This is a genomic window from Streptomyces sp. NPDC047841 (assembly GCF_040704085.1).
GTDB lineage: Bacteria > Actinomycetota > Actinomycetes > Streptomycetales > Streptomycetaceae > Streptomyces > Streptomyces argyrophylli.
Window position 1 is genome coordinate 258,656 of the sequence record NZ_JBEYRP010000008.1, and the last position, 21,708, is coordinate 280,363.

Sequence of the window (21,708 nt, forward strand, 5' to 3'; positions counted from 1 at the left end):
CTCAGACGGTAGAGGGCGGCAGCGGCAACGGCAGCCCGGGTAGGCCGTCCAGGCTAGTGGCGATGTGCTCCTTCTTCTCGAAGTACGCGTTCAGCGAGACGTCGTCCTCGCGGGCGAAGCGCCTGCCGTGCAGTTCGCGGTCCTCCTCGTACGCCATGTGCGGGACGGCGTATCCGCAGCTGTCCCGGATCAGTTCGGCGTGCACCACGATGACCGCGCGCAGCCCGTGCCGGCCCGGGTCGACGTCCGGGAAGAGGGCGAGCAGTTCCGGGAAGCGAGGGTCGTCACGGAAGACGGGCTCGCCCCGGCCGTGCACGCGCACGATGTTCGGCGGGCCCTGGAAGGCGCACCACATCAGCGTGATCCGCCCGTTCTCCCTGAGGTGCGCGATGGTCTCGGCGGTGGACCCGGCGAAGTCCAGGTAGGCCACGGTGAGTTCGTCGAGGACGGCGAACGAGCCCTTGAGGCCCTTGGGGGAGAGGTTGACCGTGCCGTCGCCGGAGAGCGGGGCGGTCGCGGTGAAGAAGAGGGGCTGCTCCTCGATGAACGTGCGCAGCCGGCCGTCTATGCGCTCATAGGTCTTTCCCATGTCTGCCGAGTATCGGCGCAAGTTCTTCGACTGTCTAAGTAATTGCCGGATCCGGCGCGGAGAGGTTCACCGTGGCCGCCCCGGCCGGCGCTTCCACGGGGCGGCCACGGCTGCCTGTCACCTCACCGGGTGAGGGTGCAGGCGGCCAGCGAGTCCAGCCCGGCCGGCCTGGCGGAGGCGCGGCCGATGGCGATGGCGATGCGGTCGATGGTCGAGGCGCGCTTGTCCTTCAGCGGGCCGAGGATCGCGTTGTTCACGAAGTCGGGTCCGCCCTGGCCGACGGTGTCGGCCAGCCGGGTGTCGGCCTCCTTGATCTGGGTCTGGAGGAGGGTGAGGTTGCGGTCGACCTCGGCCTTCGCGGACGCGGGGACGGCGGGCAGCTTCGAGGCGACGTCCGGGCAGGTGATCGTCCCCGCCCCGGTGTTCCCGCCGGCCGTGCCTCCCCCGCCCGCCGCCGCGCCGCCCCCAGCCGGCTGCCGAGTGGCGGGAGCGCTCGGGGCCGCGCCGGCGGACGCCCCGCCGCCGCCCGCGTTCAGGGTGCAGGGCGCCAGCGCGTCCAGCCCGGCCGGCCTGGCCGCCGTACGCCCGATCGCCGTCGCGATGCGGTTGACGGTGGCCACGCGCTTGTCCTTCAGCGGGCCGAGGATCGCGTTGTTCACGAAGTCGGGTCCGCCCTGGCCGACGGTGTCGGCCAGCCGGGTGTCGGCCTCCTTGATCTGGGTCTGGAGGAGGGTGAGGTTGCGGTCGACCTCGGCTTTCGCGGACGCGGGGACGGCGGGCAGCTTCGAGGCGACGTCCGGGCAGGTGATCGTGCCGGGGCTCGCCAGGGTGCGGGCACCGGCCGCGCCGTCGTCCCCGCCGGGGGTGCCGGCGAGGGCGGAGCCGGCGATCACCGCGCCGGACAGCACCGCGGCGGCGGCGCCGCCGATGACCGCCACGCGACGCTTGTCGTACTTCGGAAGAGCCCTGGACATGCGAATGCCTCACTCGGGTCGGGGAGTGTCGTCGTCGGACGAACGCGGCGCCTGCGTCCGGCGGGGAGTACGAGAAAGCGGTTGCGCGTGTTCAACCCCAGCGGAGATTGACGAATCATGCAGAGTTCTGCATACTCATGCATGTCAGCGAATGCACTGTGAGGAGAAACCCGTGACCGAGCGCGTCGTACTCGCCTACTCAGGCGGTCTGGACACCTCCGTCGCCATCGGCTGGATCGCCGAGGAGACGGGCGCCGAGGTCATCGCCGTTGCGGTCGACGTCGGCCAGGGCGGCGAGGACCTGGACGTCATCCGCAAGCGCGCCCTCGCGTGCGGCGCCGTCGAGGCCGAGGTCGCCGACGCCAAGGACGAGTTCGCCGACGAGTACTGCCTCCCGGCGATCAAGGCCAACGCCCTCTACATGGACCGCTACCCGCTGGTCTCCGCGCTGTCCCGGCCGGCGATCGTCAAGCACCTCGTCGCCGCCGCCGAGAAGCACGGCGCCACCACCGTCGCCCACGGCTGCACCGGCAAGGGCAACGACCAGGTCCGCTTCGAGGCCGGCATCGTCGCCCTCGCCCCCGGCCTCAAGTGCATCGCCCCGGTCCGTGACTACGCCATGACCCGGGACAAGGCGATCGCCTTCTGCGAGGAGAAGCAGCTCCCGATCGCCACCACCAAGAAGTCCCCGTACTCCATCGACCAGAACGTCTTCGGGCGCGCGGTCGAGACGGGCTTCCTGGAGGACATCTGGAACGCCCCGATCGAGGACATCTACGAGTACACCTCCAACCCGGCCGTCCCGCGCGAGGCCGACGAGGTGGTCATCTCCTTCAAGGAGGGCGTCCCCGTCGCCATCGACGGCAAGCCCGTCACCGTCCTCCAGGCCATCCAGCAGCTCAACGAGCGCGCCGGCGCCCAGGGCATCGGCCGGATCGACATGGTCGAGGACCGCCTCGTCGGCATCAAGTCCCGCGAGGTGTACGAGGCCCCAGGCGCCATCGCCCTGATCACCGCCCACCAGGAGCTGGAGAACGTCACCGTCGAGCGCGAACTCGCCCGCTACAAGCGCCAGGTCGAGCAGCGCTGGGGCGAACTGGTCTACGACGGCCAGTGGTTCTCCCCGCTCAAGCGCGCCCTGGACGGCTTCATCAACGAGGCCAACCAGCACGTCACCGGCGACATCCGGATGACCCTGCACGGCGGCCGCGCCGTCGTCACCGGCCGGCGCTCGCAGGAGTCGCTGTACGACTTCAACCTTGCCACCTACGACACCGGCGACACCTTCGACCAGTCGGCGGCCAAGGGCTTCATCGACATCTACAGCCTGTCGTCGAAGATCGCGGCCAAGCGGGACCTGGCGTAGCCGCGACCGGTCACACGCACGGGTTCACCTCACACGCATCAGCCTGACAGCCGCCTCCTCGCCTGGAAAGGTGGGGAGGCGGTGGCACACCTAGAGCTTCGAGGAGCAACGCAAGTGAGCAGCAACAGCGGTGACGTACGGCTGTGGGGCGGCCGTTTCGCCGACGGCCCGGCCGAGGCCCTGGCGAAGCTGTCCGCGTCCGTCCACTTCGACTGGCGGCTCGCCCCCTACGACATCGCCGGCTCGCGTGCCCACGCGCGCGTGCTGCACACGGCGGGGCTCCTCACCGAGGACGAGCTCCAGCGCATGCTCGCCGGACTCGACCGGCTGGAAGCCGACGTGGCGGCCGGCACCTTCGTCGGCACGATCGCCGACGAGGACGTGCACACCGCCCTGGAGCGCGGCCTCCTGGAGCGCCTCGGCCCCGACCTCGGCGGCAAGCTCCGCGCCGGCCGGTCCCGCAACGACCAGGTCGCCACCCTCTTCCGCATGTACCTGCGCGACCACGCCCGGATCATCGGCGGCCTGATCGCCGACCTCCAGGACGCCCTGATCGGCCTCGCCGAGGCCCACCCCGACGTGGCGATGCCCGGCCGCACCCACCTCCAGCACGCCCAGCCGGTGCTCTTCGCCCACCACGTCCTGGCCCATGTCCAGTCCCTGTCCCGGGACGCCGAGCGGCTGCGCCAGTGGGACGAGCGGACGGCCGTGTCGCCGTACGGCTCCGGCGCTCTCGCCGGCTCCTCCCTGGGCCTGGACCCGGAGGCGGTCGCGCGCGACCTCGGCTTCGAGCACGGCAGCGTTGCCAACTCCATCGACGGCACGGCCTCCCGGGACTTCGTCGCCGAGTTCGCCTTCATCACCGCGATGATCGGCGTGAACCTCTCCCGGATCGCCGAGGAGATCATCATCTGGAACACGAAGGAGTTCTCCTTCGTCACGCTGCACGACGCGTTCTCCACGGGCTCGTCGATCATGCCGCAGAAGAAGAACCCGGACATCGCCGAGCTGGCCCGGGGCAAGTCCGGCCGGCTGATCGGCAACCTCACCGGGCTCCTCGCCACCCTCAAGGCACTGCCCCTCGCCTACAACCGCGACCTCCAGGAGGACAAGGAGCCGGTCTTCGACTCCTGCGACCAGCTCGAGGTGCTGCTCCCCGCCTTCACCGGCATGGTCGCCACCCTCACCGTCCACCGCGAGCGCATGGAGGAACTGGCCCCGGCCGGCTTCTCCCTCGCCACCGACATCGCGGAGTGGCTGGTCAAGCAAGGCGTGCCGTTCCGCGTCGCGCACGAGGTCGCGGGGGAGTGCGTCAAGGTCGCCGAGGCGGAGGGCAAGGAGCTGGACGACCTCACGGACGAGCAGTTCGCGAAGATCTCCGCGCATCTCACTCCGGAGGTCCGCTCCGTCCTCAGCGTCCCGGGCGCCCTCGCCTCCCGCGACGGGCGCGGCGGTACGGCCCCGAGCGCGGTCGCGGTCCAGCTGGCGGAGGTCAAGGCGGACGTGGCGGCCCAGCACCAGTGGGCCGAGGCGAAGAAGCAGGGCTGAGGGGCAGCCCCCCGCCCCTGCACCGCGATCACCAGGGCATCGCGGGTTACGTTGGTCGCGAGCCTCACCGAGCCGACCGAACGGAGCCCGCGATGCCCTTCGCGCGACTGGCCACAGCGACGACCCCCACCTGCCACATCGGACTCGGCCTGGCCGCGGTGGGCCGCCCCGGCTACATCAACCTCGGCCGCGACGAGGACCTCGGGGACGACCGCAGCGTCGAGGCACTGCGCACCCGGACCCACGAACTTCTCGACGCCGCCTACGCCCAGGGTGTCCGCTACGTCGACGCCGCCCGCTCCTACGGCCGCTCCGAGGAGTTCCTCGCCGAGTGGCTGAACGCCCACCCCGAGGCCGGCGACGTGGTCGTCGGCAGTAAGTGGGGCTACACGTACACCGCCGGCTGGTCCACCGACGCCGAGCGGCACGAGGTCAAGGACCACGGCCTCGCCACCTACGAACGGCAGCGCGCCGAGACCGACGCCCTGCTCGGCGACCGGCTCGACCTCTACCAGATCCACTCGGTGACCCCGGACAGCCCGGCCCTCACCGACAAGGACCTGCACGCCAGGCTGGCGGAAGCCGCCGCCCAGGGGCTGACCGTCGGCTTCTCCACCAGCGGCCCCGCCCAGGCCGACGCCATCCGTGCCGCCCTCGCGGTCACGGTCGACGGCGAACCCCTCTTCCGTACCGTGCAGTCGACGTACAACGCGCTGGAGACGTCGGCCGGCCCCGCCCTCGCCGAGGCGCACGACGCCGGGCTCACGGTGATCGTCAAGGAGGGCATGGCGAACGGCCGGCTGGCCGGGCAGCACGCCCCGGACGCGCTGAAGGCCGTGGCCGCCGAGACCGGCATGGGCTGTGACGCCGTCGCCCTCGCCTGGATCCTGCGCCGGCCCTGGGCCGGAGTCGTCCTCTCCGGCGCCGCGACGGTCCCGCAGCTCGCCTCCAACCTGCACGCCCCCGCCGTCGACCTCGACGAGGAGCAGCTCACCCGCCTCGACGCGCTGGCGGAGGACCCGCGCGTCTACTGGGAGCGGCGCGGGCAGTTGCCCTGGCACTGACGAGCACCCCGCTCCGGCCACCCTTCGTGAGGCATCCGCGCTCCTCATGAGACACCAATGTCTCACATGGGCTACCCTTGTCTCATGGCCCTCGATCGTGACCACGTGCTGCGCAGCGCCGCCGCCCTGCTGACCCGCAGATCCACCGCGACCATGGACGAGGTCGCCAAGGCCGCCGGGATCAGCCGGGCCACGCTGCACCGCCACTTCGCCGGCCGGGACGCGCTCGTCCGGGCCCTGGAACAGCTCGGCATCGCGGAGTGCGAGGGGGCGCTGGACCGGGCCCGGCCGGAGGAGGGGTCCGCCGCCGAGGCCGTCCGCAGGCTGGTCCGCGAGATCCAGCCGGCCGCCGGACTGCTCGCGTTCCTGTACGGCGAGAGCCAGCTGTGGGAGGGCGACCGGCAGAACGAGGGCTGGCAGCGCCTGGACGCCCGGATCGGCGCCCTCTTCCAGCGCGGACAGCGCGACGGCGAGTTCCGCATCGACCTCAGCCCGGTCTGGCTCACCGAGGCGCTGTACGGACTGATCGCCTCCTGCGCCTGGGCCACCCTGGACGGCCGCGTCGCCTCCCGGGACTTCCCGACCATGATCGCCGAGCTGTTGCTCGGCGGCGCTGTGCGAAGAGAGGGATCATGACCAGCACCGTGCGGCCTGCGCACACGACCGGGGCGGTGAGGCGTCCGGGCCGCTGGGTCGCGCTCTCCGTCCTCGTCCTGGCCGTGCTGCTGGTGGCCGTCGACGCCACTGTCCTCGGCCTGGCGACCCCCTACATCAGCGAGGACCTGAACCCCTCCGGCACCCAGCTGCTGTGGATCGGCGACGTCTACTCCTTCGTCATCGCCGGTCTGCTGGTCTCCATGGGCAGCCTCGGCGACCGCATCGGCCGCAAGCGGATCCTGCTGGGCGGGGCCACCGCGTTCGGCGCGCTGTCCGTGCTCAACGCCTACGCGACGACGCCCGAACTGATGATCCTGGCCCGCGCGCTGCTCGGCGTCGCCGGCGCGACCCTGATGCCCGCCACCCTGGCCCTGATCCGCAACATCTTCCACGACCCGCGCGAGCGCAGCCTCGCCGTCGGCATCTGGGGCGCCACCGCCTCCGCCGGCACGGCCGTCGGCCCGATCGCCGGCGGGTTCCTGCTGGAGCACTTCTGGTGGGGCTCGGTCTTCCTGATCAACCTGCCGGTGATGGCGGTCCTGGTCCTGGTCGGCATCCGCACCCTGCCCGAGTCCCGCAACCCGCACCCCGGCCCCTGGGATCTGAGCAGCGTCCTGCTCTCGCTGGCCGGCGTGATCGGCCTGGTCTACGCGGTCAAGGAGGCCGCCGCCCACGGCCTGACCGGGACCATCCTCGGCGCCGGTCTGCTGGGCGCGGCGGCCCTGTACGGCTTCGTCCGCCGCCAGCTGACCATGCCGGTCCCACTGCTGGACATGCGGCTGTTCCGCCGCCGTGGCTTCAGCGGAGCGGTCCTCGCCGACCTGCTGACCGTCCTCGGCATGTCGGGCCTGGTGTTCTTCCTCTCCCAGTACCTGCAACTCGTCCAGGACCGGCGCCCGTTCGAGGCGGGCCTGGCCGAACTGCCCGCCGCGGTGGGCGCGGTGACGGCCGGTCTGGCCGCGGGCCGGGCCGCCCGGCGCTTCTCGGTCCGCGCGGTGGTCTCCGGCGGCCTGGCCGCGGTCGGCGCCGCCCTGGCCGCGCTGACGACCCTCGGCGAGTCCACCGGCTACCCGGTCCTCGGAGCCGCCCTGCTGGTCGTGGGCGTCGGCGCGGGCTTCTCCTTCACGGTGACCGCCGACGTCATCCTCTCCAGCGTCCCCAAGGACCAGGCGGGCGCGGCCTCGGCGGTGTCCGAGACGGCGTACGAACTGGGCGCCGCCCTGGGCATCGCGCTGCTGGGCTCCATCGTGACCGGCGTCTACCGCGGCTTCGCGGGCCCGTCCGGCACCCCGGCCGGCGCCCACGAGTCGCTGGGCGCGGCGGTGGAGGCGGCGGCGCACCTGCCCCCGCAAGCGTCGGCGGCCCTTCTGGACGCGGCCCGGGACAGCTTCGTCCACGGCCTGCACCTGGCCTCCGGAGCGGGAGCGGCGGTCCTGCTGGCGGCGTCGGCGGCGGCGTGGTTCCTGCTGAAGGACCAGGCGCTGGAAGGGTCCGGGTGATCCGGCCGGCCCGGGGGCGCGGGCAACCGCGCGCCGAGCCGCCACGCGGCCGCGCCCGGAGCACGACCGGACCACCCCGGACTCAGCGCTTGTAACCCAGCACCGTCATCATGCCGCTCTCCGAGTGGTACTGGTTGTGACAGTGCAGCATCCACAGCCCCGGATTGTCGGCGTCGAAGTCGAGCACCAGCTTGCGGTGCGGCAGCACCAGCGCGGTGTCCTTGAGCGCCCCGACGGAATCCAGCCCCTTCAACGAGAACGTGTGTCCGTGCAGGTGCATCGGGTGCCACATGCCCGTGGCGTTGATGAGGGTGAGCCGCACCCGCTCACCGGCGCGGACGGGGTGGCGCTGCTGCGGGGAGTAGGGCTTGTGGTCGAACCCCCAGTCGAACTTCTGCATGGTGCCGGTGATCCGGATGCGGATCTCCCGGTCGGGGTCCCGGTCGGTGAGCGCCACCGAGTCGGCGGGCAGCAGACGGCGGGCGGGGACGGTGTTGCCGTCGAGTTCGTCCGGGTGGACGTCGGCCCGGGGCAGGTTCCCGCTCCCCTTGCCGGTGCGCAGGACGGCGACGGCCCGGCCCTTCTTGCCCTCGGGCAGCGCGACCAGGGGGAAGACCCCGTCCCGGGCGGTGATCAGCACGTCGTACCGCTCCGCCATGCCGATGAGGAGGGCGTCGGTCCTCTTGTGCTTCACGGGGTAGCCGTCGGTGTGGGTGACGGTCATCGCGTGGTCGCCCAGCGCGACCCGGAAGGCGGTCTCGGAACCGGCGTTGATGATGCGCAGCCGCACCCGGTCGCCGGGACGGCAGCGGAACACCGACGGATCGTCCGGCAGGCGCCCGTTCACCAGGTAGTACGGGTAGGCGACGCTGCCGCCCTCCCCGTTCAGCATGCGGCTGTGGGAGTCGTGCAGCACCCGGTTGGGGCCCGTGGATCTCCCCGCGGACTTCCCGGACCCCGACCGGTGCGCGTCCGGCCCGTGGGCGCTCGGGCCGCCGTGGCCGGGACCCATGGCCATGCCGCCCATGTCCATGCCGCCCATGTCCGTGGCGCCGCCGGGCTTGAGCTGGCTCAGGACGCCCTCGGGCGTGGAGCCCTGCACGCCGTCGAGCCAGTCGTCCAGGACCACGACCCACTCCTTGTCGTAGGAGAGGGGCTCCTTGGGGTCGTCGACGATGAGCGGCGCGTACAGGGCCCGGTCGGGCTGCATCCCCACGTGGGAGTGGAGCAGGTAGGTGCCCGGGTGCTTGACGACGAAGCGGTAGCGGAAGTCGCTCCCGGGGTGGATGGCCCGCTGGGTCAGGTCCGGCACGCCGTCCATGTCGCAGCGCAGCCGCACCCCGTGGGAGTGCAGCGTGGTCGTGGCCGGCAGCCGGTTGGTGAGCGTCAGGTCGAGCACGTCGCCGGCCGTGACCCGCACCAGCGGGCCGGGTACCTCCTCGTTGTACGCCCACGTGCGGACCGAACGTCCGCCCAGGTCCAGCTTGGCCTCGGCGGCGGTGAAGCTGAAGGTGCGTTCGCGGCCGGCCCCGCGCTTGCGCTCGGCGGCCAGGACTTCCGGATCCGAAGGGTTGACGTACCCCCGGGGTCCGGCCGGGACGAACTTCTCCCCGCCGTGCGAGTGTTGGGGGCCGGAACTGGGATCGGAACCGGAACTGGTGCAGGCTGCCAGGAATCCCGCGCCGGCGACGGCGACCGGGGTACGGAGCAGAGTACGCCGAGAAGGTTTGGACATGTCTGAATCAGACATGTTGTGTGGTCATATGGCCGTCTGATACGGCCGAATGCCCGATGTGTCGGGGGCAGATTCCACCGGCAGGCGGACGGCGGCCGGTCCGGCACCGGTCCGCCGAGGCGTCCGGGGGCCGTCTGACGGACCCTCTAGGCGGCCTTCGCCTTCGTGGCGTACATGTCCACGTACTCCTGCCCGGACAGCCGCATCACCTCGGTCATCACCGAGTCCGTCACCGCCCGCAGCACGTACCGGTCCCGGTCCATGCCGTCGTACCGCGAGAACTCCATGGGCTCGCCGAAGCGGACGGTGACCCGGCCGGGCCGCGGGATGCCCCGGCCCCCCGGCTGGAGCTTGTCCGTGCCGATCATCGCGAAGGGCACCACCGGCGCACCGGTCATCAGCGTGAGGCGGGCGATACCGGTGCGGCCCCGGTACAGGCGTCCGTCGGGCGAGCGCGTGCCCTCCGGGTAGATCCCGAAGATCCTGCCCTCCTCCAGGATGCGCCGCCCGGTCATCAGCGCGGCCACCCCGCCGCTCGCCCCGTCGCGGTCCACCGGGATCATGCCGACGCCGGTGAAGAACCACGCCATCAGCCGGCCCTTGACGCCCTTGCCGGTGACGTACTCGTCCTTGCCGATGAAGCACACCTGCCGCTTGCTGACCAGCGGCAGCACCATCGAGTCGATGAACGTGAGGTGATTACCGGCCAGAATCACCGGACCCTCGCCGGGGATGTTCTCCACGCCCTCCACCTGTGGGCGGAACATCAGGCGCATGATCGGTCCGAGCACTGCCTTGATGAGCGCGAAGCGGGACAACGGGTCCTCCGATGTCAAAGGGGGCGATATGAGTCTGTGCAGGTGAGGACATTACTCGCGGCGCCGGGCCGCGCGCACATCGGGGACGTCCGGTTCACCGAGGTCTTACGAAGTGTTGACGCGGGTTTACCTGCGGTGGCGTGCGCGGGACGGCGCGTGACCGCCGCGCGCCGATGTGACGGACATCGCGCCGCACGGGAGCCGCGGGCCTGGCGACGACACGTCATCTTCCGCCGTTCGCAGGACATCCGACGGCACCCGGCTGTTCGGACCGGAGCCTCCCTCCCGTCATGTGCACGCCCCTACGATCGGGCCGCACCGATGGACGAAGGCGGCAGGAGAGCGCTCATGGACAGCGACCAGGCGAACGAGCAGACGCAGACGACGGGACGGAGGGCGCTGCTCGGCGCCGCGGTGCTCGGCGCGGGCGGAGCGGTCCTCGGGCTGTCCGGCACGGCCCGCGCGGCCGAGGCCCGGACGGCCGGGCACGGAGGCGGCCGCGGACTGAAGGGCCTGCCGGTGCCGACGGTCATCGGCCACCGGGGTGCCAGCGGCTACCGCCCCGAACACACCTTCGGCTCGTACGAGCTGGCCCTGGACCTGGGCGCCGACGTGGTCGAGGCGGGCGACCTGGTGCCCACCAAGGACGGTCACCTGGTCTGCCGGCACGAGCCGGAGATCGGCGGCACCACGGACGTCGCCTCCCACCCGGAGTTCGCCGACCGCAGGACCACCAAGGTGCTCGACGGGGTTCCCACCACCGGCTGGTTCACCGAGGACTTCACGCTCGCCGAGCTGAAGACGCTGCGCGCCGTCGAGCGCATCCCGGCCAACCGGCCGCACAACACGCTCTACGACGGCCGCTGGGAGATCCCCACCTTCGAAGAGGTCCTGCGGTGGCAGGACGAGCAGACCCGCAAGCGCGGCAAGCAGGTCTGGATCTACCCGGAGACCAAGCACCCCACCTACTTCCGCAAGCTGGGCCTCGGCCTGGAGGAGCGGGTGGCCAAGCTGCTGCGCAAGTACGGCAAGGACGGCCGGAACTCCCCGGTCATCCTCCAGTCCTTCGAGCCCGGCAGCATCCAGCGGCTGAACCGGCTGGTCGACAACCCGCTCGTCGTCCTGCTCTCCTCGGCGAACAGCCGCCCGTACGACTTCGTCGAGGCGAACGACCCCCGCACGGTCGCCGACCTCATCACGCCCAAGGGCCTGCGCGAGATCGCCGGTTACGCCCAGGGCATCGGCCCGACCCTGGACCTGGTCATCCCGAAGAAGGCGGACGGCACCCTGGCCGAGCCGACCACGCTGGTCTCCGACGCGCACAAGGTCGGCCTGATCCTGCACCCTTACACCATGCGGAACGAGAACCCCTTCCTGCCGGCCGAGTACCGCAAGGGCACCGCGGCCGACGCCTACGGCGATGTCTTCGGCGCCTTCAAGAAGTACTTCGCGACCGGGATCGACGGCGTGTTCACCGACAACGCCGACACCGGACTGCTCGCCCGCGCCGACTTCCTGAAGGGCTGACGGCTCCCGTCCGGACGGCCGGCGGCACCCCGGCGCGTCAACCGCCGCGCCGCCCGGCACCCCGTTCGGGGTGACTGTGCGCCGCCCCGGCAACCCGCCGCCGGGGCGGTTCGTCGTTCCGCGTATGACGCACGACCTGGTCGCCTCCCTGCACCCCCTGCTCACCGCCGAGGCCTCGGCCGAGGCATATGCCTGGGGAGGCGAGCCGGGCGACCTGGAACAGGCCGTCTGGCTCCGGCTCCTGGAGCGGCTGGAGACCGACGGGCCACCGCCGGACCCGCACGGCTGGCTGCGCAAGGCGGTCCGCGCCGAGGCCCGCCGCACCCGCCGCACCACCCGCCTGGAGCGGCCCTACGGCACCGACCCGGCCGACGACCTGCGCGCCGGGCCGGAACAGCGCGCCCTGACCACCGCCCGGCACCGCGCCCTGCGGGACGCGGTGCGCCGCCTGCCCGGCCGCTGCCCCCGTCTCCTCGAGGCGCTGCTGTCGCCCGAGGACCCCACCTACCGGGAGATCGCGGGGGAGTTGGGTATCTCACAGGGCAGTCTCGGCCCGGAACGCTCCAGATGTCTGGGATGTCTGCGCCGATTGCTCACACCGGAGGTTGCGGCACGCGAAGCGCGGGGATAGGAGTGGGGGACGACAGGTGATCAGGTGAGCGGGAGGCATGCGCACATGGGCATGAGCGTGACCATCTCGGTGGCGACCGAACAGGACGCGGAGCAGATCTTCCGGCTCCAGTACCTGTGCTTCCAGAGCGAGGCGGCGCTGTACGGCAACTACCGCATCGACCCGCTCGTGCAGACCCTGGAATCCGTCCGCGCGGAGGTCGCCTCCGACTGCGTCTTCGTCGCCCGGCTCGGCGACGAGGTGGTCGGCTCGGTGCGCGGCAGGGTCACCGAGGACGGCGCGGCGGCCATCGGCAAGCTCTGCGTCCACCCCCGCCTCCAGGGCCACGGCATCGGCGCGAGGCTGCTGCGCGCGGCCGAGGCCGCGCTGGCGGACGAGCGCGGCGCCACCCGGTTCCGGCTCTTCACCGGCCACCGCAGCGAGGGCAACCTCCGCCTGTACCGCCGGTCCGGCTACGAGACGGTCGGCAGGGCCAAGGGCGCCGACGGCGTCGAGATGATCATCCTGGAGAAGCAGGCGGGCGCGTACGCGCAGACGGCGTGAGGGCACGCGCCCCGGACGGGGCGCGGCCGGCCGCCCGGGCGACCGCGCCGTGCCCGCGGCGGCCCAGGTCCCTCAGGCGCCCCTTCGGACCGACGCCTTCCGCAGCCAGTACAGCGCGGAAAGCGGCAGGAGCACGGGGATGAAGACGTACCCCATCCCGTACTTCGACCACACCGTCGCGTCCGGGAACGCGGACGGCTCGACCAGGGTCCACGTACCGACGATCAGCACGCCCGCGAGCTCCGCCGCACAGCACACCAGCGCCGCCCGGCGAGCCGTCTCCCCGCCGCGCACCAGCGTGTACGTGATGAAGCCGTACACCACGCCGGCCACGGCGGACAGGGAGTACGCGAGCGGCGCCCGGTCGAACTCCGTGGAGATCTGGTACGCGGACCGCGACACGGCGCCGACCACCATCACGCCGTAGAACCAGACGAGCAGCATGCCCGGCCCGCTGATCAAACGGGCCGGCTTCTCCTGCGCCACCGTCACCTCAGCCTCCCCAGATGTCGAAGAGCCGCACTTCCAGCACGGCCAGCACCACACCGCCGGCGGCCACCGTCACGGAGCCCCAGCGGCTCCGCTCGGCCAGCGACATGAAGCCCGCCGCCGGAACGCACGCGAACGCGCCCAGCAGATACGCCACGAAGATCGTCGTGCCCTGCTCCGGCTTCTCGCCCCGCGCCAGCGCCACGATCCCGATGACCAGCTGCACCAGGGCCAGCAGCGACACCACGGCCATGCCGATGAAGTGCCAGTCCTTGGTCGGCTGGTCACGGTAGGCGGCCCAGCCGCACCAGGCGGCGAGCAGCAGCGCGGCGACCCCGGTCACCAGCGTCAGGGCATTGAGCATGCCGTGACCTTATTACGGCGGAAACGGCCCATCGTCCCCGCCCCCGCCGTACGCGGTCCCAAGCGGCCACCGTGGCATTGGCCACAACGCACCGGGCGGCCGCACCGGACGCCGGCCCGGTGGAGGGCACCGCCGCCCTTGTCCGCACTGGTGAGGGACGGGGGAGCGGGGCCATCGTGCCTGGCCAGGTGTCCCACCGTGACTGTCCGCAGCTGTCCAGCATGCGGACAGCGGCGGCCGGTCAGGACCGTTCGTCTGCTTTACTTCTCACATGACCACGACGAGCTGCCGCACCCTTGCGACCGAGGCGACCCTGACGCCCGGTGCTCGTTGTATGTGTCGCCTGATGTGTCGAATGTGCGCCTTCTAGAGGGCCCCCGCATCAGCTGAGCCTCGCGCCCCGAAGCGAGACCCCCGGCATGTCCGTGCGCCGTAGGCCGTACGAGACGCACCCGCTCCCCCATGCCGGAACCGCATGCACCCGTGCCCGGGCACACCCACGCCCGCGCACTCGACAGTGACGGAAACCCACGTGATCACCACCTCGGGCCTGACCAAGGTCTACCGCTCCCGCGGCCGTGAGGTCACCGCCCTCGACGGCGTCGATCTGCACGTCCGCGAAGGCGAGGTCTACGGCGTCATCGGCCAGTCCGGCGCCGGCAAGTCCTCGCTCATCCGCTGCGTCAACCTGCTGGAGCGCCCCACCTCCGGCACCGTGACCGTCGCCGGGCAGGACCTCACCGCCCTGGCCGGACGCGGCCCGCGCGCCGGCAGGGAACTGCGCCGGGCCCGCAGCCGGATCGGCATGGTCTTCCAGCACTTCAACCTGCTGTCCTCGCGGACCGTGCAGGACAACGTCGAACTGCCGCTGGAGATTCTCGGCCAGTCCGGCCGGGCCCGGTCCCGCAAGGCGCTGGAGCTGCTCGACCTGGTCGGCCTCGCCGACAAGGCCAAGGCCTACCCCGCCCAGCTCTCCGGCGGCCAGAAGCAGCGCGTCGGCATCGCCCGCGCCCTCGCCGGCGACCCCAAGGTGCTGCTCTCCGACGAGGCCACCAGCGCCCTCGACCCGGAGACCACCCGCTCCATCCTCCAGCTGCTGCGCGACCTGAACCGGCAGCTGGGCCTGACCGTCCTGCTCATCACCCACGAGATGGACGTCGTGAAGTCGATCTGCGACTCCGCCGCCCTGATGGAGCGGGGCCGGATCGTGGAGTCCGGCACGGTCAGCGAGCTGCTGGCCACCCCGGGCTCGGAGCTGGCCGCCGCGCTGTTCCCCGTCGGCGGCGAGGCCACGGGCAGCGACCGGACCGTCCTCGACATCACCTTCCACGGTGAGACCGCCACCCAGCCCGTCATCTCCCAGCTCTCGCGCACCTACAACATCGACATATCGATCCTCGGCGCCGCCATCGACACCGTCGGCGGCCTCCAGATCGGCCGCATGCGCATCGAACTGCCCGGCCGCTACGAGGACAACGTGGTGCCGGTCGGCTTCCTGCGCGAACAGGGCCTGCAGATCGACGTGGTGGGCCAGGAGGCCCTGCTGGTGAAGGAAGGTGCCAAGTGACCTGGTCCGAGATGCAGCCGCTGCTGTCCCAGGCGTGTTCCGAGACGCTCACGATGGTGCTCTGGTCCACCCTGATCGCCGTCGCGGCCGGCCTCCCGCTCGGCCTCCTCCTCGTCGTCACCGACCGGGACGGCCTGGTCCAGAACGTCGTCGCCAACAAGGTGGTCGGCCAGGTCGTGAACATCGGCCGGTCCATGCCGTTCATCATCCTGATGGTCGCGCTGATGAGCTTCACCCGCTGGGTCACCGGCACGACCATCGGCACCACCGCCGCGATCGTGCCGCTCGCCATCGGCGGCATCCCGTTCTTCGCCCGCCTGGTCGAGACGGCCGTCCGCGAAGTGGACCACGGCCTGGTCGAGGCGGTGCAGTCCATGGGCGGCAACACCTGGACGGTCGTCCGCAAGGTCCTGATCCCCGAGGCCCTGCCCTCGTTGATCGCCTCCACCACGACCACGCTCATCGCCCTCATCGGCTACTCCGCCATGGCCGGCACCGTCGGCGGCGGCGGCCTCGGCGACCTCGCCGTCCGCTACGGCTACCAGCGCTTCGAGACCCAGCTCATGTGGATCACCGTCGCGATCCTGGCCGTCGTCATCTCCCTCATCCAGTTCGCCGGCGACTTCGCGGCCCGCTCCCTGTACAGCCGGGGCGGCCGGTCGGGCCCGGCGCCCAAGCTCCGCCTGCTCAAGGCCAAGGAGCCGGCGGCGGCCGACGTCAGCAAGGTCGCCTGAGCTTCCACCACCACCCCGCAACGACGGCGCTTCGCCGACAGCCCCTGATCCGGGGCCGCACCACCCTTAAGGAAAGGCACTTTTCGTGCGTAACACCGCCAAGATCACCACCGCCGTCCTCGCCGCCGGAGCCGTCACCTTCGGGCTCACCGCCTGCGGCTCGGACAAGGACTCCGGCTCCTCCGACTACAGCGGCCCGCTGGTCGTCGCCGCGAGCCCGACCCCGCACGCCGAGATCCTGAACTTCGTCAAGGACAAGCTGGCGAAGAAGGCGGGCCTCGACCTGGAGGTCAAGGAGTTCACCGACTACATCACGCCGAACACGGCGACCGAGGACGGTTCGGTGGACGCCAACTACTTCCAGAACCAGCCGTACCTGGACGACTTCAACAAGAAGCGCGGCACCCACATCGCGCCCGTCGTCACGGTGCACCTGGAGCCGCTCGGCCTGTACTCCCACAAGGTCAAGAAGGTCGACGCCCTCGAGAGCGGTGCGACCATCGCCGTCCCGAACGACGCCGTCAACGAGGCCCGCGCCCTGAAGCTGCTCGCCGCCAACGGGCTCATCACCCTCAAGGACGGCGTCGGCACCGAGGCGACCCCGCAGGACATCACCAAGAACCCCAAGGACCTCAAGTTCAAGGAGGTCGAGGCGGCCCAGACCGCGCGCTCCCTGGACGACGTGGACGCGGCCGTGATCAACGGCAACTACGCCATCTCCGCCGGCATCAAGCCCGCCAAGGACGCCCTGGTCCTGGAGTCCGCGAAGAACAGCCCGTACGGCAACTTCCTCGCGGTCAAGGAGGGCAACCAGAAGGACCCGCGCGTGAAGAAGCTCGCCAAGCTCCTCACCTCGCCCGAGGTCAAGAAGTTCATCGAGGACAAGTACCAGGGCTCGGTCATCCCGTCCTTCTGAGCCGCGAGGAAGACCGACCGATGCGCGTATCCGTCATCGCCGTGGCGGCCCTGGCCCTCGGCCTGACCGCCTGCGGCTCCGGCACGGACTCCGGCAAGGGCGGTGGCACGGACGACACCCTCGTCGTCGGCGCCACCGCCGTCCCGGCCGGCGAGGTGCTCACCTATGTCAGGGACCACCTCGCCGCCAAGGCCGGCCTGAAGCTGGAGGTCAAGGAGTTCACCGACTACGTCCTGCCGAACACCGCCCTCCAAGAGGGCGAGCTGGACGCGAACCTCTACCAGAACCAGCCCTACCTGGACGACTTCAACAAGTCCAAGGGCACCGACCTCGTCCCCGTGGTCAAGCCCTACCTGCCGCCCATGGGCGTCTACTCGCACAAGGTGAAGAAGGTCACCGAGCTCGCGGACGGGGCCACCGTCGCCGTGCCGAACGACATCACCAACGAGGGCCGCGCCCTGAAGCTGCTGGCCGCGGGCGGCGTCATCGAGCTCAAGGCCGGCGCCGGCACCGACGCGTCCCCCGCGGACGTCACGTCCAACCCCCGGCACCTGAAGATCCGGGAGCTGGAAGCCGCCCAGCTGCCCCGCTCGCTCGACGACGTGGACGCCGCGGTCATCAACAACAACTACGCCCAGGACGCGGGCCTCAGCCCCACCGGGGACGCGATCCTCCTGGAGTCGGCGAAGGACAACGCTTACGCCAACCTCCTCGCCGTCAGGCGCGGCGACGAGGACGACCCGCGGGTGAAGAAGCTCGCGAGGCTGCTCGTCTCGCCTGAGGTGCGGACGTTCATCCAGGACAGGTACCACGGGTCCGTCCTGCCGGCGGCCGGCGGCTGACGGCACGTACACGGCGTTTCGCGACGCACGGGGTCCACTCCCTCACCGGGTGTGGACCCCGTCGTGCGGTTCAGTGGTCCCATGCTGCATGCTGGGCAGTTCAGCAGACCTGACGGTCCTGACGGTCTCTCGAGGAACTTCCGAAGGTTACGGAGCGGCGCATGACGAGCACCTTCCCCAACATCTCCATCAGCACGGAGCGGTTGGTGCTGCGCCCCCTCGACGAGGACGACGCGCCCGCACTGGCGGACATGATGAACGACGAACAGGTCGTCGCCTGGACCACCGTCCCGCACCCCTACACCGAGGCCGACGCCCACCGGTGGATCACCGGCGTCGCCCCGGGCGAACGCACCGCAGGGCGCGGGATAGTCCTCGCCGTCACCGAGTTCCTCACCCAGCGGCTCGTCGGCGTCGTCCACCTCAGGAACACCGACTGGCGCGTCCGCTCCAGCCAGATCGCCTACGTCATCGCCCCCTGGGCGCGCGGCGAGGGCTACGCCTCCGAAGCCGTCCTCGCCACCGCGCAGTGGCTCTTCCACGACCAGAAGTTCGAACGTCTCGAACTGCGCACCGCCGCCGACAACACCGCCTCCCAGCAGGTGGCCCAGAAGATCGGCTGCATCAGCGAGGGCGTCCTGCGCAACGCCTGGACAGCCCGCGCCAGGACCGGGGACGGTGCCTGGACCGAGGTGCGCACGGACGTCATCGTCTGGAGCCTGCTCCCGGAGGACCTCGCCGGGGCCGGCGAGCAGCCGGCCGACAGCGGGGGTTTCACGTCGTACTCGGACTGGAACTGAGCCTCCCCGGCACCACCAGGTACTCTCACGGAGCCCGCCCCGGGCTCTTCCCCCCCCCCAAGACCCGCGCAGAACCACTGGAGACTGACGACGATGGCCGACCGGGTCACGGTGATCGGCTGGGACGGCTCGCCGCCGACCGACGCGGCACGGGCCGCCCTGGGAGCCGCCACCCTCGTGGCCGGCGCCGCCCACCACCTGGCGCTGCCCGAACTCCCGCCCAGCGCCGAACGCGTCCGCCTCGGCAGCCCCGCCCTGGCCGCCCGCCGCATCGCCGCCCACCGCGGCACCGCGGTCGTGCTCGCCGACGGCGACCCCGGCTTCTTCGGTGTCGTGCGCACCCTGCGCGCCCCGGAGTTCGGCCTGGAGGTGGAGGTGGTCCCCGCCGTCTCCTCCGTCGCCGCCGCCTTCGCCCGCGCCGGCATGCCCTGGGACGACGCCCAGGTCGTCGTCGCCCACCCGCGCAGCCTGCGCCGCGCCGTGAACGTCTGCCGCGCCCACACCAAGGTCGCCGTCCTCACCTCGCCGGGCGCCGGCCCCGCCGAACTCGGCCTCCTCCTGGAGGGCGTGCACCGCACCTTCGTCATCTGCGAGGAACTGGGCACCGAACGCGAACAGGTCAGCGTCGTCACCTCGGACAAGGCCGCCGACCACACCTGGCGCGACCCCAACGTCGTCATCGTCATCGGCGGACCGGCCGGCGCGCAGGAGGGCGGCGGCTGGATCGCCGGACGCGACCCGGGCGCCGGACCGCGCGGCTGGGTGCAGCCCGACGAGAGCTACGGCGCCGGTCCGGCCGGTGGTCTCGGCGAGGGCGAGAACCAGCTGCTGCGCGCCGCGCAACTCGCCCGTCTCGGCCCGCGCGTCGGCGACCTCGTCTGGGACATCGGCTCCGGCAGCGGCGCGTTCGCCACCGAGGCCGCGCGCGCCGGCGCGGCCGTCATCGCCGTCGACCACGACCCGGCGGCCTGCGCCCGCACCGAGAACGCCGCGCGCCGCTTCGGCGTCCAGCTCCAGATCGTCCACGGCAGCGCCCCGCACGTCCTCGAAAACCTGCACGAACCGGACGTCGTACGGGTCGGCGGCGGGGGACCGGCCGTCGTCTCCGCGGTCGCCGACCGGCGCCCGCAGCGGATCGTCACGCACGCCGCCAACCGGGACGTCGCCGAACGCGTCGGCCGCGACCTCACCGAGCACGGATACCGGGTCGAGTGCGCCCTGCTCCAGTCCGTCGAACTCGACACCCGGGCCTGGACGGAGACCGAGCGGAACGTGGCGTTCCTGCTCAGCGGGGTATTGCCGGACCGCGCCCCGTGATCCTGTTGTCGTACCGCGCGCGGTAGGCTGGCCGATCGTTGTACCGCACCGGTGGGCCGAACTTCGTTCACCAATGTCCGGAACGCACGCCCGTTTTGGGGTGGGTGTGGTACGGCGGAACCGGAGGACGCGCAACGTGGCGCAGTCCACAGCGGGCTGTCGCGGATCTTGCTGTCGCGACGGCACGGCGACCGGGACAATGCCACTGAATGGCTTTGTCGCCTTTTCCGGCGGGTCGTTCGTGCCGCTGGGCACGGACGCTCGTTCTTCACTGCGGGCGGTCGGTGCGCCGTTCCGGGTGAGCTGGTCGTAGGAGCACTAACCGATGGGCGAGGGGTACGCATGACCGACACCGGCCAGGTCCCGGGCGAGGGGCAGCCGGAGAGCGCAGGCATGGTGGAGCAGCCGGGCGTCCCCCCGCACGGTGCGTACACCTACCTCTCCGAGGCTCCCGCCGAGGACGAAGACCTGCTGCTGCCGGGTGCCCAGGGCGCGTGGGGCAACGAGGTGCCGCCACCCGCTCCGGAACCGGTGGTGGAGGCCGTCCACGAGCCGGGCCCGCACGAGACGGCCGGACGTGACAGCGGCTCGGTCGACCTCAGCGGTGTCCGCCTGCCCGATTCGGGCCCGGCGTCGGTGCCGCCGTCGCCCATCCTCTCGGCGCCGCACGACCCGACGGCCGCCCCGCAGCCGCCGCGCCGCCCGCTGCACCTCGGCCCGCCGATCCCGGACACCTCCGCCAGCCCGGTCCGCTCCCTCGCCGACCGCGGCCCCGCGGGAGCGCCGGTACGGCAGCCCGGACCGGCAGTGGGCGGCCCCGAATACCTCGAAGCCCAGTCGCAGGCGGCCCCGCAGAGCGCGGCACCCTGGGGCGCGGCGCAGGCCGCCCCGCAGGCCCCGGCTGCCGAAACGGTTGGCCCCTCCGACGCGGCCCAGGCCGCGGTGGCCCGGCTCACCGGCCAGGCGTCCTCCCCGGCCGACACCGGCCACGTGCAGGTCGTCCACGGTCACGACGGGGTCCAGCCGGCCCACGCGCACGACGGGGTCTACACGGCACCGGCGACGCCGGGCGCGGCTTCCGGTGACGCAGGGCCCGCCGCCGACGCGGCGCCCGCCGCGGTACAGGCCGCTGACGGAGCGCCGGGACCGGCGCACGGGGTGCCGCCGACGGCGGAGGCCCAGAGCGTTCCGGCCGAGGCGGTGCCGGGACAGGCCGCACCGACCGGCGCGCCGCCCGCGGAGGCCACCGGTGCCGAGGGGGCCGCGGAGGCGGTGGCGGTCGCCGGGCCGGCGGCCCAGGAAGTGACCGGGGACGCGACTCAGCCGCCGGCACCGGCGGAGCCGGCCGACGGCGCACAGCCGACCGAGCCGGCGCAGCCCGTGCAAGTGCAGTCCGCTGAGGTTACGCAGCCCGCAGAGGCGGCTCAGCCTGTCGAGGCCGTGCAGGTCGCCGAGCCTGTGCAGGTTGCGGAGCCTGTGCAGGTTCCCGGTGTCGGGGAGGTCGTGGCTGCGGAGCAGGTCGTCGCGCAGGCCGTTGAGGTTGCGCAGGCTGCCGAGGCGGCTCAGCCTGTCGAGGCTGTGCAGGTTGCGGAGCCTGTGCAGGTTGCGGAGGCCGTGCTGGTTGCCGGTGCTGGGGAGGTCGTGGCTGCGGAGCAGGTCGTCGCGCAGGCCGTTGAGGTTGCGCAGGCTGCCGAGGCGGCTCAGCCTGTCGAGGCTGTGCAGGTTGCG

At 71.9% G+C, this 21,708-nt stretch carries 20 protein-coding genes and 1 pseudogene; 15 read left to right on the top strand and 6 right to left on the bottom strand.

Going from position 1 to position 21,708, the window contains the following annotated elements; all coding sequences use genetic code 11:
• Position 1: 1 nt before the first annotated feature.
• Complete coding sequence (locus tag AB0947_RS15360) at positions 2–589, bottom strand: pyridoxamine 5'-phosphate oxidase family protein (protein ID WP_366750830.1); 588 nt, start codon at positions 587–589, stop codon at positions 2–4.
• 122 nt (positions 590–711) lie between these two features.
• Complete coding sequence (locus tag AB0947_RS15365) at positions 712–1,563, bottom strand: hypothetical protein (RefSeq protein ID WP_366750831.1); 852 nt, start codon at positions 1,561–1,563, stop codon at positions 712–714.
• A 172-nt stretch (positions 1,564–1,735) separates the two neighbouring features.
• Here AB0947_RS15365 and AB0947_RS15370 point away from each other — a divergent pair, with 172 nt between their 5' ends.
• From AB0947_RS15370 to AB0947_RS15390, 5 genes are all read left to right on the top strand, one after another.
• Positions 1,736–2,929 carry an argininosuccinate synthase gene (locus AB0947_RS15370; RefSeq protein ID WP_366750832.1) on the top strand — a complete coding sequence of 398 codons (1,194 nt, stop codon included), beginning with the start codon at positions 1,736–1,738 and terminating at the stop codon, positions 2,927–2,929.
• A gap of 114 nt (positions 2,930–3,043) precedes the next feature.
• Positions 3,044–4,477: an argininosuccinate lyase gene (argH, locus tag AB0947_RS15375; RefSeq protein WP_366750833.1), complete on the top strand. Its 1,434-nt coding sequence runs from the start codon at positions 3,044–3,046 to the stop codon at positions 4,475–4,477.
• Between the two features lie 92 nt (positions 4,478–4,569).
• A complete protein-coding gene (locus AB0947_RS15380; RefSeq protein WP_366750834.1) occupies positions 4,570–5,541 on the top strand; it encodes an aldo/keto reductase in 972 nt (323 codons plus the stop codon).
• Positions 5,542–5,625: 84 nt separating this feature from the next.
• Entirely contained in the window at positions 5,626–6,177 is a 552-nt protein-coding gene (locus AB0947_RS15385; RefSeq protein ID WP_366750835.1) for a helix-turn-helix domain-containing protein, read from the top strand.
• Positions 6,174–7,697: an MFS transporter gene (locus tag AB0947_RS15390; protein ID WP_366750836.1), complete on the top strand. Its 1,524-nt coding sequence runs from the start codon at positions 6,174–6,176 to the stop codon at positions 7,695–7,697. The genes AB0947_RS15385 and AB0947_RS15390 overlap by 4 nt, the downstream gene beginning before the upstream one ends.
• Positions 7,698–7,779: 82 nt before the next feature.
• Here AB0947_RS15390 and AB0947_RS15395 read toward each other — a convergent pair whose 3' ends face one another.
• Positions 7,780–9,432, bottom strand: a complete 1,653-nt coding sequence (locus tag AB0947_RS15395) for a multicopper oxidase family protein (RefSeq protein ID WP_366750837.1) — start codon at positions 9,430–9,432, stop codon at positions 7,780–7,782.
• A 146-nt stretch (positions 9,433–9,578) separates the two neighbouring features.
• Positions 9,579–10,199, bottom strand: coding sequence for a lysophospholipid acyltransferase family protein (locus tag AB0947_RS15400; protein ID WP_366750838.1), 621 nt, complete (start codon positions 10,197–10,199; stop codon positions 9,579–9,581).
• A 399-nt stretch (positions 10,200–10,598) separates the two neighbouring features.
• Here AB0947_RS15400 and AB0947_RS15405 point away from each other — a divergent pair, with 399 nt between their 5' ends.
• The 3 genes from AB0947_RS15405 (at position 10,599) to AB0947_RS15415 (ending at position 12,951) form a co-directional block, all read left to right on the top strand.
• A complete protein-coding gene (locus AB0947_RS15405) occupies positions 10,599–11,777 on the top strand; it encodes a glycerophosphodiester phosphodiesterase (protein WP_366750839.1) in 1,179 nt (392 codons plus the stop codon).
• Between the two features lie 124 nt (positions 11,778–11,901).
• On the top strand, positions 11,902–12,408 hold the full coding sequence (locus AB0947_RS15410) for a sigma-70 family RNA polymerase sigma factor (protein WP_366750840.1): 507 nt from the start codon (positions 11,902–11,904) through the stop codon (positions 12,406–12,408).
• Between the two features lie 45 nt (positions 12,409–12,453).
• On the top strand, positions 12,454–12,951 hold the full coding sequence (locus AB0947_RS15415; protein WP_366750927.1) for a GNAT family N-acetyltransferase: 498 nt from the start codon (positions 12,454–12,456) through the stop codon (positions 12,949–12,951).
• Positions 12,952–13,023: 72 nt separating this feature from the next.
• Here AB0947_RS15415 and AB0947_RS15420 read toward each other — a convergent pair whose 3' ends face one another.
• Positions 13,024–13,443 (bottom strand): hypothetical protein, encoded by a 420-nt coding sequence (locus tag AB0947_RS15420; protein WP_366750841.1) that lies wholly within the window; start codon positions 13,441–13,443, stop codon positions 13,024–13,026.
• Position 13,444: 1 nt separating this feature from the next.
• On the bottom strand, positions 13,445–13,804 hold the full coding sequence (locus tag AB0947_RS15425; protein WP_171158062.1) for a hypothetical protein: 360 nt from the start codon (positions 13,802–13,804) through the stop codon (positions 13,445–13,447).
• A gap of 532 nt (positions 13,805–14,336) precedes the next feature.
• On the opposite strand from AB0947_RS15425, the gene AB0947_RS15430 reads away from it, so the two are divergent.
• The 7 genes and pseudogenes from AB0947_RS15430 to AB0947_RS15460 form a co-directional block, all read left to right on the top strand.
• Positions 14,337–15,371 carry an ATP-binding cassette domain-containing protein gene (locus AB0947_RS15430; protein ID WP_366750842.1) on the top strand — a complete coding sequence of 345 codons (1,035 nt, stop codon included), beginning with the start codon at positions 14,337–14,339 and terminating at the stop codon, positions 15,369–15,371.
• On the top strand, positions 15,368–16,105 hold the full coding sequence (locus tag AB0947_RS15435) for a methionine ABC transporter permease (protein ID WP_366750843.1): 738 nt from the start codon (positions 15,368–15,370) through the stop codon (positions 16,103–16,105). Before AB0947_RS15430 ends, AB0947_RS15435 begins: the two co-directional genes overlap by 4 nt.
• An 85-nt stretch (positions 16,106–16,190) precedes the next feature.
• Positions 16,191–17,021, top strand: coding sequence for a MetQ/NlpA family ABC transporter substrate-binding protein (locus tag AB0947_RS15440; protein WP_366750844.1), 831 nt, complete (start codon positions 16,191–16,193; stop codon positions 17,019–17,021).
• Between the two features lie 20 nt (positions 17,022–17,041).
• Positions 17,042–17,863: a MetQ/NlpA family ABC transporter substrate-binding protein gene (locus AB0947_RS15445; protein WP_366750845.1), complete on the top strand. Its 822-nt coding sequence runs from the start codon at positions 17,042–17,044 to the stop codon at positions 17,861–17,863.
• A 161-nt stretch (positions 17,864–18,024) separates the two neighbouring features.
• A complete protein-coding gene (locus tag AB0947_RS15450) occupies positions 18,025–18,663 on the top strand; it encodes a GNAT family N-acetyltransferase (RefSeq protein ID WP_366750846.1) in 639 nt (212 codons plus the stop codon).
• Positions 18,664–18,756: 93 nt separating this feature from the next.
• Entirely contained in the window at positions 18,757–19,980 is a 1,224-nt protein-coding gene (gene cbiE / locus AB0947_RS15455) for a precorrin-6y C5,15-methyltransferase (decarboxylating) subunit CbiE (RefSeq protein ID WP_366750847.1), read from the top strand.
• 342 nt (positions 19,981–20,322) lie between these two features.
• A pseudogene (locus AB0947_RS15460) lies at positions 20,323–21,708 on the top strand (5,6-dimethylbenzimidazole synthase); the annotation flags it as partial.